Origin of the sequence: Solirubrobacter soli DSM 22325, from assembly GCF_000423665.1 — a bacterium.
Taxonomy (GTDB): domain Bacteria; phylum Actinomycetota; class Thermoleophilia; order Solirubrobacterales; family Solirubrobacteraceae; genus Solirubrobacter; species Solirubrobacter soli.
On sequence record NZ_KE384071.1, the window covers coordinates 284,693 to 301,324 of the forward strand.

Genomic DNA, 16,632 nt, shown 5'->3' on the forward strand with positions numbered 1-16,632 from the left:
ACTTCCAAGGGGGAGAGATCCTGTCCCCCTCCTTGGAGTCGCCGTGCCCCCCTTGCGTTTGTCCGTCCTCGTTGCCAGCCTGCTCGCGCTGCTGGCCATGCCGGCCGTTGCTGCGGCGGCAGAGCCGATCTGTACCCCGGCAGCGTGTACAGACCTCGGCAAGACCCGGTCCGTCGTCCTCAAGCGCTCGGGCGCGAAGAAGGCCGTGGCGGGCATCGCGCGGGTGAGCAAGCGCACGGCGCTGCGCGTCTCGGTGAAGTTCGCGCCCAAGGGCGCCAAGCCGCGCGTGACCGTGACCGGGCCGCGCGGGTTCAAGCGCGTGATCTCCAAGTCCACGTCGTTCCGCGGGGCGCGGCCGGGGCGCTACCTGATCTCCGCCGATCCGATCCCGGGAACCGAGGTGACCACGTTCGCCACCTACCGCCGCACCAGCGCGAAGCTGCGCCGCGGCATCAACGGCTGGGTCGGCGTGCGCTACATGCAGCAGGTCCAGAGCACGACGCGGGTGGCCGAGCCGTCCGCGATCGAGACCGTCTCGGGTGACCCGAACGGCGTCCGCGACGTCGTCGTCGACGACCCGCAGGCCCTCGTCCAGCCGGGCACGGTCCTGGCCGCGGGCGTCGGCCCGCAGACGCCGGGCGGCCTGCTCGTCGCCGTCGACTCCGTCACCCGTTCAGGCGACAAGACGATCGCGCGCGGCGGCCCCGCGCCCTTGACCGCGATCGGGCCGAGCGCCGAGATCGAGTCCAAGCCGCAGCTGTCGATGAGCAAGGAGGACTTCCAGAAGGCGCTCGAGGCCGACAGCGGCGGGGCCGCCGCCCGCTCGTTCAAGCGGACGCTGCCGGGCTTCTCGCTGGAGGGCAAGCCGCACGCGTTCGCCGCCGCCAAGAAGAACAAGGGCTTCGAGAGCCCGCTGGAGTGCAACACGTCCGCGACGGCCAACTTCGACGGCGACGTCAACTTCGACGCGGGTACCAGCGTCGGCATCGCCTGGGGCGGCTTCTGGCATCCGCTCACGATCCAGGCCCACGTGGGCGTCAAGCTCCACCAGGACGCCACGATGCAGGTCTCGATCGAGGGCGAGGCCAAGTGCGAGCTCGAGCTCGACCTGCTGCCCAAGGACTACCGCTTCACCCCGTGGGAGTTCATGGTCGGGCCCGTCCCGGTCGTGATCGTCCCCAAGCTCAACTTCCAGGTCACCGGCGAAGCCTCGGTCGGGGCGAAGATCTCGACCTACGTCGAGCAGTCGCTGGACACCGAGTTCGGCGTCCAGTGGGATGGCAGCCGCTTCGGCCCGTACGGCAAGGCGTCCGCGTCGTTCAAGACCTACAAGCCGACCCCGAGCGGCAACCTCAACCTCAAGGCCGCGATCGGCCCCAAGCTGATGTTCGACTTCTACGACGTCGCCGGCCCATACCTGACCGCCGACCTGTTCCTGCAGCTGAAGGCCGACACCGCGAAGGACCCGTGGTGGCGCCTCTCCGGCGGCCTCCAGGCCGGCGGCGGGCTCCGCTTCAAGGTCTGGAAGTTCGACTTCGACAAGGGCATCCGCGACATCTGGTCCGAGGACTGGACGATCGCCAAGGCCGACAAGCCGCCGGTGCCCGCGTTCACCACCAAGACGCTGCCTGACGCCGACAACGGCAAGGCCTACAGCTCGAAGGTCGTCGCGAGCTCCACGCGCGGCCCGCTGACCTACACCGTCAACTCGGGCCGCCTGCCCGAGGGCCTCAAGCTCGAGAGCGACGGCCGGATCACCGGCACGGCCAAGGGCTACGGCACGACCGAGTTCGAGGTCGCCGCGAAGGACTCGCTCGGCCAGAAGGGCCTGCGCTCCTTCAAGGTGCTGACCAAGACGCCGCCGGCGGTCGTCAAGACCACGTCGCTGGCGGGCGCCACCGTCGGTGCGGCGTACTCGGCGACGCTCGAGGCGAGCGGCGCGGTCGCCCCGTACAAGTGGGCGGTGACCGCGGGCGCGCTGCCCGCCGGTCTGCGCCTCGACGGCGACAAGCTCGTCGGCACGCCGACCGCGCTCGGCTCCTCGGCCTTCACGGTCAAGGTCCGCGGCGTGGACGGGAACGAGGCGTCGCGCCAGCTCACGCTGGTCGTCGACCCGGCGCCGCTGGCGGTCGCGACCCACTCGCTGGCGACCGGCAAGGCCGACACCGCGTACTCGCAGGCGCTGACCGCGTCCGGCGGCCGCGCGCCCTACACGTGGGCGGCGGCCAACGCCCCCGCGGGTCTGACGCTGGCCGCTGACGGCACGCTCTCGGGCACGCCGACGGTGGCGTTCGCCGGGCCGCTCCAGGTCACGGTGACCGACGCCGACGGCCGCACGAAGTCGGCGGAGATCGCGTTCACCGTCGCCGACGTCGACCCGGTCGCGATCACCACCACGGCGCTGCCGCAGGCCATGTCGGGCGTCGCGTACGACCAGACGCTCGCGGCCGTCGGCGGCCGCGCGCCCTACACGTGGTCGCTGATCGCGACCAGCACCGACCTGACGGTCACGGCTGGCGGGCACGTGTCCGGCACGCCGTCGGCGGCGGGCTCGAACGAGTTCGTCATCGTCAAGGTGACCGACCACGACGGCCGCAGCGCCACCAAGACGCTCCCGCTGGAGGTTCTCCCGCCGGGCATCTCGATCACGACGGCGTCGCTGCCCAGCGCGCAGAAGGACGAGGCGTACGACCAGGCGCTGACCGCGCTCGGCGGGACCGCTCCTTACACGTGGGCCGTCGAGTCGGGCACGCTTCCCGCGGGCCTGTCGCTGGACACGTCGACCGGCCATGTGAGCGGCACGCCGACGACGGTCGAGTCCCAGCAGGTCACGTTCCGCGTGACCTCGTCCGACAACGCGACGGTGACCAAGACGCTGACGCTGGCGGTGGTCAACCTGGCGGCCGTGCCGCTCGACGACGTCGACTGCCCGACGGCGAACTTCTGCCTCGCCGTCGACCGCAAGGCCAAGGCGTACACGCGCACGGCCTCCACGGGCTGGAGCGCGGGCGTCGACATGGCGGGCGTGCCGCAGAGCTCGATGTACCAGAACCGCGTCTCGTGCGCCTCGGCCACGTACTGCATCTACCTGACCAACGCCGGCAAGGCCGCGAAGTTCGACGGCACGAGCTGGACCCGCCTCCCGGACCTCCCCGGGTACGTGAGCGGGACGAGCCACTCCTACTGGGACATCGACTGCGTCTCGTCGACCAACTGCGTCGTCGCCGGCGGCAGCTCGGACATGAGCAACCGCAACGGGTTCGTCGTCAAGTGGGACGGCTCGGCCTGGTCCGGCGAGATCGGCACCGCCAACAACAACGGCTGGACGCGCATCGCGTGCCCCGTGGCGAACGACTGCATGGTCACCGGCCCGGGCAGCTGGGCGCGCTTCGACGGCACGACCATGTCGGCGATGACGTCGCTGGCGCACGGCGGCCGGACGCTCGACTGCATCTCGATGACCGAGTGCTTCACGGGCTCCTACGCCGACACGTCGATGAAGTGGAACGGCACTGCCTGGGCCGCCTCGGACCCGTCGAGCGGCGGCGACACGCTGCGCTACAGCCCGATCGGCTGCGCGCCGACCGGCACGTTCTGCGCGGCGGGCGGCGACTACGGCACGGGCAACGCCTACATGTGGACCTATGACGGGTCGACCTGGACGAAGGGCCCGTCGACCGAGATGAAGACGACCGAGGTCTCGTGCGGCGGTCCGTCGCTGTGCGCCGCGGTGCTGCTCACTGGCGCGGCGCGCACGTGGGACGGCTCGTCCTGGACGCTCTCGAGCGTGTTCGCCCGCGGCTGATCGGCCGCTTGCATACCAGCTGCATACCGGGGTCTGACCCCGGTATGCAAGCTGTGTACCGGGGTCTGGCCCCGGTATGCAAGCGGTGTGCGTCAGTTCGGCGCGTGCACGCCGGGCGCGTCGTGGGTGCGGTTGCGGCCGAAGACCTGGATCGTCGCATCCTGCGGCTTGTCGGTGGTCGAGACCAGCTGGCAGACGGCGCCGGGGAACGGGGTCGTCTGCGCGTTGCCGCCGTAGGGGTCGGTCCAGTAGAGCTTCCGGCCGCCCGTGTTCTTGACGGTGGTGCCGGCGAGGTAGACGTCGCGGCGGGTGCCGTCGAACGGTGACCTCGGGTCGTCGAAGGCGGTGACGCTCAGGGCGTTGGCGGCCGAGCAGTCGACGCCGTCGGCCTTGTCACCGTCGGCCGCGGTCTCCCAGCACAGCGGGAGCGTGCGGCCGATCGTGGCGTCGGCGTTCGCGTAGCGGCTCGGGTTGAAGACGCCGAAACCGGTGTTGAAGCTCGCGATCGTGTCGCCGTTGGCGGCCTTGATCGTGTTGCCCGACGTCCACTTCTCGTACAGCGCCCAGGCGGACGTCGTGCGTCCCGCCGGGACCAGGACGTTGCGCTCGACGCACTCGCGGTCGGGGATCTCGCGGGCGCCGTCGCCGGCGGGGTAGCCGTTGTTCGTGGTCTGGATGCGGGTCGCCGGGTCGCACGAGCGCTCGTAGAAGCCGGGATCGCCGAAGCGGCTCAGCGTGGTCGAGATCAACTGCGTCCCGTCGTCGCAGCGGGTCGCGTAGAGCAGCTCGTGCGCGTTGTTGGAGAGCGCGTCCACTGAATGGCTGCCCTGGTGGACGACGGTCATGTAGTCGCAGGTCACGCCGAGCGCGCCTCCATCCGATCCGAGCAGCCGCACGTCGTTCTGGACGTCGACCTTGTAGCCGACGTGGTCCTCGCTGCGCTTGGCCGTCCCGGCGTGTGCGTCGGCGTAGGCGTTGAGCGCCTCGGCGGCGAGGCCGAACGGCAGCCCCGCGTAGTCCTCGTAGCCGGCGGCCGCGAGGTGCCCGGCGACCCACGGAGCGATGTCCGAGGTCGCCGGATCGTCGCCGTGCTCATGGCCGAACGTGCACGTCTCGCCCGTGGCGGGGTTCGTGTACGTGGGCGGGTGCCAGGTCGGGTAGCGCTTGCCGTCGGGGCCGACGACGCTGAACCGGTCGTGGATCGCGGCGCTGCAGGTGTCGCGGGCGGTGGGGACCCATGCGCGGGTGGTGGAGGCGACCGACGCGGGGACGTTCGGCAGCTTCGCCGGCAGGCCGTCGCTCGGCGCAGCCGTCGGCGTGGGCGTGGCGGTCGCGGTCAGCTCGGGCGTCGGCCCCGGGGTCGCGGCGGCCGGCGCGGGCGTCACCACCGGCGCGGGCGCCGGTGCGGGCTGCGGCACCGGGCGCGCACTCACGCGGATCACGATCGCCCCGCGATAGCGCCGCCCGTCCTTCCCGCGCAGCGTGTAGCGCACGACGTCGCGCCCGGCGGTCCTCGCCGAGTACACGACCCGCCCGGTCTTCGCGGCGAGCTTGCCGAGCGACCCGCGGGTCGGCTTGACGACGATCGCCGTGGCCTTGCGCCCGCTGCTGCCGGCGACGTGCCCGCGACAGTCGAGCTTCAGCGTCACCGCGGCGCCCACCACGACGCCGACCTCGGTCGTCTTGCACGCCGCGACGCCCGCGGCGTGCGCGGGCGCGGCCGCGAAGAGGGCCGCGACGAGCGCGGCGGCGGCGCCCACGCGGCGCGTGTCGCGCCACGCCGCCCGGCCGCGCGCGGCGGCGGCGCCCACGCGGCGCGTGTCGCGCCGCGCCGCCCGGCCGCGCGCGGCATCGCCGCGCGCCATCCCGCCGCGCGCCTCCACTCGCCGCGTCATCGCTTGGCCCCGCGGAGCGTGACCGCGAGCGTGCGCGGGGTGCCGTCGACCGTCAGCGTGACCTTCGCCGCCAGGGACCCGTGGCGCTTGAGGGAGCGGCGCTGGGCCGTCGTGAGCGTCATGCGGACGGTCGCCTGGGCGGTGAACGACGCGGTGCGGCGGACGCCGGCCGCGGTCAGGGTCAGGCGTCCGGCGCAGGCGCACTTGATCGTCAGCGTGACCCGGCCGCGGGAGTCGACCGAGAGGGTGCGGCTCGCCAGGCCCGGGATCGGCCTCGCGGGCGTCGGTGTTGGCGTCGGCGAAGCCGTGGGGGTCGGGGAGACCGTCGGCACCGCGGTTGCGGTCGGCTCAGGCGACGCCGTCGCCGTTGCCGTTGCCGTCGCCGTGGCCGTGGCCGTGGCCGTCGGGGTGGGCGTCGGCGTGGCGGTCGGCTCCGGCTCCGGGGCGTCCGGCTTGTCGCCCGCGAGCAGCGCGACCGTCACCTCGCCCGCACGGGTGCGGCCGAAGCGCAGCGCGAAGTCGGCGCCGATCGCGAGGTCGTCGGTGCCGTTGCCGTCGACGTCGCCGACGTTGGCCACCTGGCGGCCGAAGCGCTCCCCCGCGGTCACGCCGTCGAGCGTCGAGCCCGCGGTGCCGAGCGTGGCGAGCGACCGGTAGCGGGTCGTGTCGGCGAGGTTCGCCGGGATGATCGCCGAGACGCCGCCGGTGTTGTTGAGCGGCAGCGTGGTGAGGTCCGCGACGCCGTAGACGATCCAGGCGCGGCCGGCGCTCCCGGCGCCGTACCCACCCACGAGCACGTCGCCGAGGCCGTCGTGGTTGACGTCGCCCGCCGGCGCGACGCCATAGCCCGTGGAGGAGCCCGGCTCGCCGAGGATGCGGAAGCCGCGGGTCCCGAGCGCGGCGCTGTCGAGCATCGCGCCGTCGACCACCGCCGAGCCGTAGATCACGTACGCGGCGTCGCTGTTGGCCGCGGCGGTCGAGTCCGCGCCCAGCGCGATGTCATCGAAGCCGTCGCCGTTGACGTCGCCGAGCGGCGCCACGCCGATCCCAAGCCGGTGGCCGGCGAAGGCCCCGCCGACCGCGAACAGCGAGGTGCCCGCCACGTCGAGGTCGATCAGCCCGCGCTTGGTCCCGCTGACCACGTAGGCGGCGCCGGACGCGGTCGAACGCCCGAAGGCCACGGCCGTGTAGGCGCCGATCGCGAGATCGTCCACGCCGTCGCCGTTGACGTCCCCGCCCGGGGTGACGACCGACAGGCGGCCGGAGGACGGCGCCACGATCGTCGCCAGCGTCGCGGTCCCCGCGTCCTGCGTCGACGTCGTCGCCTTGCCGGGGAGCAGGTAGGCGCGGCCGGCGCTCGAGCGCACCGGCGTCACGTCGGTCGAGTCGGCGGTGTTGGCGAACACGAGGATGTCGTCCTTGCCGTCGCCGTCGACGTCGCCGACGCCGGTGACCTGATAGCCGAAGTGGTCGTACTCGACCGCGTTCGGCGCGACGATCCGGTAGCCGCGCGTGCCGAGCAGCTTCAAATCCAGCGGCCCCGCGTCCGGCAGGTCCTCGGCGCCGAACACGACGTAGGCGGCGCCGCGCGGCGCGTTGATCCCGGCCGGTCGCCCGTCGTACTCGTACGCCCAGGCGCCGATCAGCAGGTCGTCGATGCCGTCGCCGTTGACGTCACCCGCGCAGCCGACGCCGGTGCCGGTCTGGGCGCGTTCCTTCTCACCCTCGATCCGGATCGCCCGCCCCGCGACGGGCGCGGCGAGGTCGCTGGAGCCGAAGCGCGGCCCGCCGAACGCCACGTAGGTCGCGCCCTCCCACGAGGACTCGGCCGGCTTGACCGACCACAGCGAGGCGCCGCCGATGACGTCGGAGTAGCCGTCGCCGTTGAGGTCGCAGCCACCGGTGGTCAGCGCGGCGCCGAGGTTGTCGCTGCCGTCGCCGTTCAAGCGCGCGACCGGCACCTCGGCGAACGCGAACGGGGAGAACGGGTCGCTGTCGGTGCCCGTGCCGAGCCAGCCGTCGACGCGGGCGACGATCGGGGAGCCGGCGAGGTTCGACGCGCCGAGCTCGAGCGTCGCGGTGCGCCACCCGGGATCGCCGCTGCGGGTGACGGCCAGCGTGCAGCTCGTCCCCGGGGCGACCGTCTTGCGCGAGCAGGCGTCGGCGCCGATCGTGAAGCCCGCAGCGATCTTCGCCGTCCCGAGCCTGAGCGCCTCGTTGCCCGAGTTGCGCACCATGAAGGTCTGCGGCCCCGCCGTCAGGTCCGCCACCGCGGGCGACACCGCCGCAACCGCCTCGGTCCCCGTGCCGCTCAGCGCGATCAGGTTCGGCTTGTGGCCGGCGATCGTCACGAAGCCGGTCTTGACGCCGCCCGACGTCGGCGCGAAGGAGACCTCGACCTCGCACGAGGCGCCCGCGGCGAGCGTCTTGGACCCGCACCCGTCGACACCCTTGACGTACTGCGACGGCGCCGCGACCGCGCCGAGCGGGTAGTCCTCGGCTCCCTCGTTGGTGATGCGCAGCGTGCGCTTGACGGTCGTCCCGACGTGCAGATCGCCCCAGTCGACCGAGGTCGCCGCCGTGAGCTTGCGGCCGAACCCGGTGATCGCACCCGTGGTGAAGGTCGGGCCGTTCGTGACCGTCGTCAGCGTCACCGACTTCGGGCCGGTCGACGTCGGCTTGAAGCCGACGATCACCGTGCAGGTCTCGCTCTTGGCCAGCGGGTTCGCCTGCCCGCGGGTCGCGCACGTCCCGGTGACCTCGAACTGGGAGACGTCGGCGCCGCTGAGCGTGCTCGACACGACCCACAGCGGCTCGTCGCCGGTGTTCGTGACGAGCCAGGAGCGGCTGGCGGGCGTCGTGCCCGTGTTGATCTGCGTGTCGCCGGCTGCGTACGTGCCGGACGGGCCGGTCCCGGTCGGGTCGGCGGAGGCTGGGGCCGCGACCAGGAGCGAAGCGAGGGCGGCAAGTAGGACAGTCTTTGTCAAGGTGCCCTTACATTACCGCCCTCCCCAAGGCTACGGAGACGTTGTTGACAGCGTGAACGTCAACGTCTTCGAGTACGTCCCGGTCCGCAGCGCGTCGCCCGCGTCGATGTGCTGCTTGAAGTCGACCGCGACGCTCTCGTTGCTGGTCGGCCCCGACCACGCCGCCTTGCTGAAGCTCACCGCCACCGGCGTCTTGAGCGCGAACGCGCCGTTGGTCAGCGTGCCGCCGTCCGTCGTGAGCGCGGCGTCCCCGGCCGTGCTGGTCACGGTCGCGGTCGTCGACGCCGTGTAGTCCTTCGTCACGCCCGGCGCGAAGGCGCCGAAGCTCGCCGGCGCGCCCAGCGTCAGCGCGAGCGTGGCCGGGACCGAGCCGCCGACCGTCGAGCCCGCCTCGGTGACGACCTTCAGCGGCGGCGCCTGGTCGGTCGCCTGGTGGCCGTTGCCGTCGGCGTTCGCGAGGCGCTCGAACGCGTAGGCCATCCCGACGAGCTTGTCGTCGTCCCACGCGCGACCGAGCAGCTGCAGGTTGATCGGCTGGCCGTGGTCGTTGCGGCCCGCGGGGAAGACCACGGTCGGGACGCCCGGGCCGGCGCCCGGCGTGTCGCGGCGGCCGAAGCTCGACTTGCCGCCACCGCCGTCGTTGAGGCTGATGTCGCTCAGCAGGCCCGGGTAGACGACGGCGTCGACGCCCTGGTGGTCCGCGCCCGCGGTGTCGAGCCAGGTCTTCGTGTTCGCCTTGTACGCGACGCGATAGGCCCGCCGCGCGGCGAGCTCGTCGGCCGTCATCCGCGCCGCGGGTGCCACGTCGCAGGCGCTGATGTCCTGCCGCACGTACCAGACCTTCTTCTGCGAGCAGCTCACATCGACGGCGTTGCGGATGGCGAAGCCCTGCTCGGCCAGCTCGGGATGCGCGTCGATGTACTGCATCCAGCCCTCCTGGGTGGTGTTGCCGGACGGGTTGTTCGCCGGCGCGCTCGGCGTGTTCGCCCCGCCCACGGTCGAACCCATCTCGACGATCGTCGCGCCCGCGTCGGTCAGATACTTGAGCGCCGCCTTGGACGCCTGGACCGTCCCCGTGGTGCCGAACGGGTCATCCCACGTAGAGGGGATGTAGCCGATCCGCTTCCCGCGCAGCGCGTTGACGTCGAGCACCGTCCGCCAGTCCGCCGGCCGCTCCGCGTCCGCCGGAGCCGTCGTGGGATCGGCGGGGTCGGTGCCCGTGACGACATTGAGCATGTCGGCGAGGTCGCCGACCGAGCGTGTCATCACGCCGCCGAAGTCGGTCAGCCACGACAGCGGCATGATCCCCGAGCCACTCTCGAGCCCGTCGGTGCCGCGCAGCGTCACCAGCGAGGCGCCCGAGGCGGGACCGTAGAGCGAGTCGCCGGTCTGCGAGCCGAGCGCGCCCGCCGCGAGGTTCGCCGCGACCGCCGTGGCCGAACCGCCGGACGACGCGATCGCCGACTTCGACGGCGCGAACGCGTTCCACACCTGACCCCACGGGTCGTTGGAGTAGTTGCCGGAGGTCGCGTACTCCTCCAAGGCGGCCTTGCCGATGATCACCGCGCCCGCCTCGCGCAGCTTGGCGACCTGGAACGCGTCGTTGCGCGGCCGGAAGCCCGCGAACGTCAACGAGCCGTTCGTCGTCGCCATGTCCTTGGTGTCGTAGAGGTTCTTGATCGCGATCGGGATGCCCAGGACCGGCGTCTTGGAGCCCGCCGCGCGCGCTTCGTCGGCCTTGCGCGCCTGCTCCATGGCGTCGGCGGCGACGATCTCGTAGGCGTTGAAGCCGAACTGGCCCTGGTCGTAGACCTTGATGCGGTCCAGGTACGCGCGGGTGATCGCCTGCGACGTCGTCAGCCCCGACTCCATGTCGGCGCGCATCTGCCCGATCGTCTTCTCGACCACGTCGTAGCCGGACGTCGTCTCGGGCTTGACCGGCGCGGGCGCGGCGATCCGCGGGATCGTCCCGGCCGTGCACGGCAGGCCGGAGAAGTTGTCGACGGTGCACGCCTCGGCGGGCGTCACGCCGGCCAGGTCCGGCGTCGCCGCGAGCGCCGTCGCCGTCGCTTCGACCTTCAGCCGCGGAGGTCGCCGTCGTGACCCGCTGGCCGAGCACGACGTAGTGCAGCAGCGACTTCACCGCGCCCGGCGCGAGCGTGAACGTGTTGACGTACGCCTGGAAGTTGCCCTCGTGCCCGCCATAGGCGAGTGGGTTGTTGAACGTGTCGTAGAGCCAGTTGCCGGTGAACGTCATCGCGCCGCCGAACGGCGCCGGCGTGCCGATCACGGTCGCCTGCGGCCCGCCCACGAGCGTCGTGCCGTTCAGCGGCGTGGCGACCTCGGCCCAGCTGTCGGCGCCGGTCACCGCGACGTCGCCGGAGGACGTGTTGACCATCGCGCTCGAGTTCGCGCCGGAGGCGCTGTACCCCGTCTGCCCGCCGAACGCGACCTTGACCGTGATCGGCGCGCCGGTGGTGTTGCGGAACGTGTCCAGCCACCGCGACCAGCTCGCCTGCCCCGCGGGAACGTCCTTCTTGACGTAGACGCTGCGGGCGATCTCGACCCCGCCGAGCGGCACCGCCGCGGTCGTCGCGAACCGGTCCACCCCGTCGAACGTCAGCCCGAACCCGCGCATCAGCTCGCCGTTGAAGCGCGGATTCGTGGATACGGAGACCTTGATCCCGCCGTACCCGTTGATCGTCGTGCTGTAGGCGGGGTTCTGCCCGGCACCGATCTGCGTGGCGCGGATCGAGCCCGTATCCACCCGCGGCGGCGCGACGTCCTGGAAGCCCCAGAACGTCCCGTTGGCGTCGGACACGTAGTTGAACGCACTGCTCTGGCCCGCGGCGACGAGGGCCATGCCGGTCGCCAGCGCGACCGCCTGGACGAGGAATCGAGACATGACGCGCCCATCCAACCGATCGCGGCGCGGCTCCGATAGTGCCCACCGGTCGAGGCGATCTCGACCGGCGGGTGTGGAGATCAGCCCACGCCGGGCGCGGGCGCGTACTCGCCGAGGAAGTCGGGGCCGACGATCTTCTGGCGCACGGCCTCCTGGCCGATGTAGCACGTCCATTCGCGGCCGTCGGAGCGCAGCGAGCGGCAGCCCCCGTTGACGTGCTTGGTCGCGTCGACGGTCGGCTCGACGGTCCCCTTCATGTCGGAGATCTCGGGGTCGTTGAACTTGCCGGCGACCGTGCAGTGGTACTCGACGCCCTCCTCGACCACCTCGCACTTGGGCGTGGTGCCGACGAGGAACTTCGTGCCGGCGGGCATCGAGCGCTCGACCTCCTCGGTGGAGAGCAGGCCGGCGGCGAGCGCGCCGCCGGGGACGAGGATGGCGAGCGCGACCGCGCCGCCGATGACGCGGCGGCGCCGGCTGGTGTGGCGGCGCAGGTCCTTGCGGGCGGCGCGCTCGAGGTCGTCGCCGATGGCGATCAGACGGTCGGTCATCGAGAGGTCCTTTGCTTGCGCAGGGCGGCGAGGCCGCGGTGGACGCGGACGCGCGCCGCGCCCGGTGTGGTGCCGAGGGTCGAGGCGATCTCGTCGTAACTGAGCTCGTCCACCACGCGCAGCCTGACCGCCTCGGGAACGTCGTCGTCGTCGAGGTTCTCCAGCCACGCCTCCTGCGGCGAGACGCTCACCGGCGTGACCTGCACGCCGAGGCGCTCGCGCGCGCGGGCCTCCAATGCCCGGCGGCGGACGGAGACCAGCAGGACGTTGCGGGCGATCCCGAACAGCCAGGGGGCGGCCGAGCCGTCGCACTCGTCGCGGAACCGCTTGCGCACCAGCCACACCTGCGCGAACGTCTCGGCGGTCAGCTCGTGCGCGGCGTCCTCGTCGCGACAGCGCCGCTGGTGGTAGGCCAGGATGCGGTCGGCGTAGCGGTCGTACAGCTCGCGGAACGCGGCCGGATCCGTCCGGGCCGCGGCGAGCAGGGCAGCGTCACTTCGTTGCACGCGGGTTAGATGTTGCGGCGGCGCCGCAGCGTTACAACCGCGATCACGCCGCCGACGGCGATCACGACCACGACGATCAGCGGCCACGGGAACCCACCGCCGTCGTCGGCCCCGCTCCCGCTCACGGTGCCGCCGCCGAGGTCGAGCACCGCGGCGGGGCGCTCGGCGTCGGCCGTCGGCTCCTGGATCCAGCGCACGACCTGCCCGTCGGCGTAGTACTGCAGCGCCTTGAAGACGAGCCGCGGCTGCTTCGGGAGCGGACCGAGCTTGACCTTGAAGTCCTCGGTGCGGCCCGGCTGGATGGAGACGCCCTCGTCCGCCGCCCACTGGATGCCGCCCGGGATCCGCGTGATCGTCCAGCCCTTCATCGGCTCGGCCTCGACCGGCACGCCGTCGGGGATGAAGACCTCGACCTTGACCGTCGCGGCGTCCTCGCGCTCATTCGGGGTGCGGAAGCGGAACTCGCCCGTCTGCCCCGGCCGCGAGGTCTCGGGGAGGACCGTGACGTGCGCGAGCGCCGGCGCCGGGGCCACGAGCAGGACGAGCAGCGCGAGCAGGAGCCTCAACGGATCTTCACCGGGACGTCGATGGTCTTCTCGTCGATGTCGCTCGTGCGGACGATCAGCCGCAGCGTCCAGTCCCCCGGCGACGGCACCGTGAGCGCGGTCGCGACGTAGTGGCCGGGCTCGGCGTTGGTGAGCTCGACCGGCAGGTTCTCCTCGCCCTTGCGCAGCCGGACCTCGAACTCGGGCGGGATGTAGAGCATGCCGTCGGGCTGCACGAGGTAGAAGTCGGCGACGTTCTGGCCCTGCTTGGCCGGTGTGACCTTGACCTCGGCGGTTCCGCCCTGCACGCCCTTGACCTTGACAGCGATCGGCTTGGAGTACTTCACCCGCGCCGGCGTGGCGTTCACGAGCCCGGCGGTCACGCCCAGCACGACGACGCCGAGCGCGACCTCGGCGAAGACGGTCCGTGCCAGCCGCGGGACCGCGCGGCGCGAGAACCACGCGAGCGCGACGATCGCGAGCACGACGCCGCTCTTGATCAGCAGCAGCCGGCCGAACTCGGTCCCGGGCAGCGCGGCGAGCTCGCCCGCCTGGCGCCACGCCAGATACACGCCGGTGACGCCGAGCGCGACGAAGCACCCGAGCGCGAGCTGCGAGAACCGCGGCAGCGCCTCACGGACCGGCGGGACGGCGATCAGCGCGGCGAGGCCGCCGAACCAGAGCGCCATCGCGAGCAGGTGGACCGTCGCCGCCGGCACGCCGAGCCACGTCTGCACGCCCGTGCGCGAGTGGTCGGTGAGCGTCCACGTCAGCGCCAGCGCGACGGCGCACGCGCCGAACGCGACCCGGTTGACCTGCGGGCGCGCGACGAGCCACGTGAAGACCAGCGCCAACACGATCCGCGCCAGCAGCGCCAACCCGAAGTCGGTCGACAACGAGAACCGCAGCAGCGACGGCTTGAACGCATCGAACAGGCCGCCACCGGTCGTGTACGGACCCTGCAGGAGCAGCAGCGAGACCGAGCCCAACATCAGCGCGCCCACCGAGACCGCGAGGAACAGCCGCCCGCGCGGGCTCACGGACCCGGCCAGGAACAGCACCACGACCGCGCCGCCGACCGCCAGCGCGAAGCCGATGAACGACAGCGCCCGCGCGATGCCGTCGGCCGCCTTGACGACCCCGCTGGACGCGCCCGGCGCACGCGCCGTCACGAGCGCTGACGGCTGCCCGATCGAGAACGAGAACGCGCCGGAGACCGGATGCGAGTCCGCCGACGTGACCCGCCAGGCGACCACGTACGTGCCGTCCTTCAGGCCCGGCGGGAGCTTGAGCACCGCGGTCTGGCGGTCGCGGTGGGCGGCCTTGGGCGTGTCGATCGTCTTGCCGGTCGCGTCGAGCAGCCGCACCGAGTTCGGGCCGAGGTCGACCGGCTCGCTCCAGCGGATCGTGACCTCGCTCGGCTGCTTGCCCACGACCGAGCGGTCCGCGGGCGTGACGCGCACGATCGTCGCGTGCGCGCCGGCCACGGCGGGCAGGACCGCCATCCACACCAGCGCGGCCAGCAGGCCGCGCGCCACCACCTTCATCCGAGCCGCTTGACCACCGTGCGCAGGACCGATTCAGCCGTGGCCGAGGCGTCGGAGCGCTCGCCGATGATTTTGTGGTGGGTCACGTCGAGGTAGAGGATGACGTTCGCCCGCTGGACGACGACGTGGGCGGCGTCCTCGTAGTAGACCTGGTCGAAATCCGACGTGTGCGCGATCTGCTGGATGACGCCCGTCCAGCCGCCGGACTCGACCGGCCGCGCGGACACGCTGTAGGTGCCGAGGATCGTCGAGGGCCCGCCCCGCACCTCGTACTGCGCCGGGCACTTGGCCATCGCGTTGCCGACCGCGTCCATCCCCTCGTCGGCGATCGAGGTCGTGCCGAAGACGAGCGCGCCCTGCGTGATCTCGGGAGTGCGCTGGTCGTCGGCGGACGCCGGGCCGACCACGAACTCCGGCACGGGGTCGCCCGCGGTGGGCGTGATCGCGTTCGCGGCGGCCGTCGCCGCGCTGGCGCGCTGCATCAGCGGGCAGGTCTCCAGCGACTCGCGCGGGACGTAGTTGGCGTGCGAGTGGAAGTCCTCGTCGACCCAGTAACTCTTGAACGCCGAGGCGCGCGTGCCCTCGTCGGACGTCTTGTAATAGGCGCTCGACACGTCCTTGCTCGTGTAGGCGGCCTTGCCGGACCCGCCGCACCCGGCGAGCGCGGCCAACAGCACGACCAGGACAGCCGACCGCCGCATCTCAGGCGTCGGACCGTAGGAGGTTCTCGACCGTGAACTGGCCGCCGTCGACCTTGAGCACGATGTTGTTGTCGTACTTGATCGTGTGGTCGGACGCGAAGGAGAGGCCCTTGTCGAGGAAGGTCTTGTAGTCGTCGTCGAGCACTTCGAGCTCCTGGCTGTTGCGCTCGCGGTCGACCTTGCCGCTCTGCGTGACCGCGTGCGCCAGCGCCAGGACGCCGTTGTAGGCCTGCAGCGCGTCGAGCCCCGGCTCATGGCCGAACTTCTGCTTGAAACGCTCCGACCACTCAGCCGCCTCGGGCAGGTTCTGCGGCGTCGCGGGAGCGATCACGAACGCGCCCTCGGCCGCGTCGCCCGCCGCCGCGAGGAATTCAGGCGACTCCGATGCCTCCGACGCGACGAACCCTCCATGGAAGCCGGCGTCGGTCAGCGCCGCCAACAGCTTGCCGCCGTCGGCGGGCGGCCCGGCCCAGTAGACCGTGTCGGGATCGCCCGCCAGCGCGGACTTGACCACGGTCTCGTCGATCGCGTCGACGGCCTGCTGTGAGACCGGCTTCGGCACCGGCGCCGAGAGGCCGAGCACCTGCTCGCCGAGATAGCGCGACGCGCGATCGGTCGCGGTCACCACGGACAGCTTCTGGGCGTGCGAGTACGCCAGCCAGTGCACGGCCGCCAGGGCCGACTGGTACGGCGTGCCGTTGATCAGGTACGCATTCGGGGTCTTCTTCGCCGAGACGATCGACGGCGTGTTCGCCGACGTGACCAGGAACGGCTTGACCGGACCGAGCTCGCGCGCGGCCGAGCGAGCCGCGCTCGCACAGATGCCGCCGACCGCGCCCACGGCCTCGCTGGTCTTCACCGCCTCCGCGCCCGTCCGACCCGCGCCGGCCTGGCACTTGTCGTCATAGGTGGCGATCGCGACCTTCTGGCCGAGCACGCCGCCACGGACGTTGAGGTCGGTCATCGCCATCTTGGCGCCGTCGACCAGGTCCTTGCCGCGCGTGGCCTCAGAGCCGGTCAGCGGCGCGAGGACGCCGAACGAGACCTGGCCGGGCTGGAACCCGCCGTTGGCCGGGACCGGCTTGGAGGCCGGTTCCTTCTTCTCCTCCGAACCACCGCATCCCGCGAGCGCGAGAACGGCAAGGGCGCCGGCAACGCCGGCGCCCTTGTATGCCTTGAACTTCCTCACG

General features: G+C 72.2%; 11 protein-coding genes. 2 read left to right on the forward strand and 9 right to left on the reverse strand.

Features of this window, described 5'->3' with window-relative positions; genetic code table 11:
* The first annotated feature begins 52 nt into the window (after positions 1-52).
* A complete protein-coding gene (locus tag G569_RS0137140) occupies positions 53-3,805 on the forward strand; it encodes an Ig domain-containing protein (protein WP_211233191.1) in 3,753 nt (1,250 codons plus the stop codon).
* A 92-nt stretch (positions 3,806-3,897) separates the two neighbouring features.
* Here G569_RS0137140 and G569_RS0137145 read toward each other — a convergent pair whose 3' ends face one another.
* From G569_RS0137145 to G569_RS59885, 3 genes are read right to left on the reverse strand one after another with little or no spacing between them, the layout of a single operon-like run.
* Positions 3,898-5,700, reverse strand: coding sequence for a hypothetical protein (locus tag G569_RS0137145; protein ID WP_157592570.1), 1,803 nt, complete (start codon positions 5,698-5,700; stop codon positions 3,898-3,900).
* Complete coding sequence (locus G569_RS0137150) at positions 5,697-8,687, reverse strand: choice-of-anchor D domain-containing protein (protein WP_028067156.1); 2,991 nt, start codon at positions 8,685-8,687, stop codon at positions 5,697-5,699. The genes G569_RS0137145 and G569_RS0137150 overlap by 4 nt, the downstream gene beginning before the upstream one ends.
* Before the next feature lie 30 nt (positions 8,688-8,717).
* Positions 8,718-10,715, reverse strand: a complete 1,998-nt coding sequence (locus tag G569_RS59885) for an amidase (RefSeq protein ID WP_053227577.1) — start codon at positions 10,713-10,715, stop codon at positions 8,718-8,720.
* A gap of 218 nt (positions 10,716-10,933) precedes the next feature.
* Here G569_RS59885 and G569_RS0137160 point away from each other — a divergent pair, with 218 nt between their 5' ends.
* Positions 10,934-11,233: a hypothetical protein gene (locus tag G569_RS0137160; RefSeq protein WP_028067157.1), complete on the forward strand. Its 300-nt coding sequence runs from the start codon at positions 10,934-10,936 to the stop codon at positions 11,231-11,233.
* Between the two features lie 439 nt (positions 11,234-11,672).
* On the opposite strand, the gene G569_RS0137165 is transcribed toward G569_RS0137160, so the two are convergent.
* From G569_RS0137165 to G569_RS0137190, 6 genes are read right to left on the reverse strand one after another with little or no spacing between them, the layout of a single operon-like run.
* On the reverse strand, positions 11,673-12,143 hold the full coding sequence (locus tag G569_RS0137165) for a hypothetical protein (RefSeq protein ID WP_028067158.1): 471 nt from the start codon (positions 12,141-12,143) through the stop codon (positions 11,673-11,675).
* On the reverse strand, positions 12,140-12,649 hold the full coding sequence (locus tag G569_RS0137170) for an RNA polymerase sigma factor (RefSeq protein ID WP_028067159.1): 510 nt from the start codon (positions 12,647-12,649) through the stop codon (positions 12,140-12,142). The genes G569_RS0137165 and G569_RS0137170 overlap by 4 nt, the downstream gene beginning before the upstream one ends.
* 5 nt (positions 12,650-12,654) lie before the next feature.
* The gene (locus tag G569_RS64225; RefSeq protein WP_053227578.1) at positions 12,655-13,215 is read right to left on the reverse strand and encodes a DUF1775 domain-containing protein; all 561 of its coding nucleotides are present in this window, start codon (positions 13,213-13,215) and stop codon (positions 12,655-12,657) included.
* The gene (locus tag G569_RS0137180; protein ID WP_028067160.1) at positions 13,212-14,741 is read right to left on the reverse strand and encodes a copper resistance protein CopC; all 1,530 of its coding nucleotides are present in this window, start codon (positions 14,739-14,741) and stop codon (positions 13,212-13,214) included. The genes G569_RS64225 and G569_RS0137180 overlap by 4 nt, the downstream gene beginning before the upstream one ends.
* Positions 14,738-15,442: a hypothetical protein gene (locus tag G569_RS0137185; protein ID WP_028067161.1), complete on the reverse strand. Its 705-nt coding sequence runs from the start codon at positions 15,440-15,442 to the stop codon at positions 14,738-14,740. The genes G569_RS0137180 and G569_RS0137185 overlap by 4 nt, the downstream gene beginning before the upstream one ends.
* Position 15,443: 1 nt before the next feature.
* Positions 15,444-16,631 carry an ABC transporter substrate-binding protein gene (locus tag G569_RS0137190; RefSeq protein WP_028067162.1) on the reverse strand — a complete coding sequence of 396 codons (1,188 nt, stop codon included), beginning with the start codon at positions 16,629-16,631 and terminating at the stop codon, positions 15,444-15,446.
* Position 16,632: the final 1 nt, after the last annotated feature.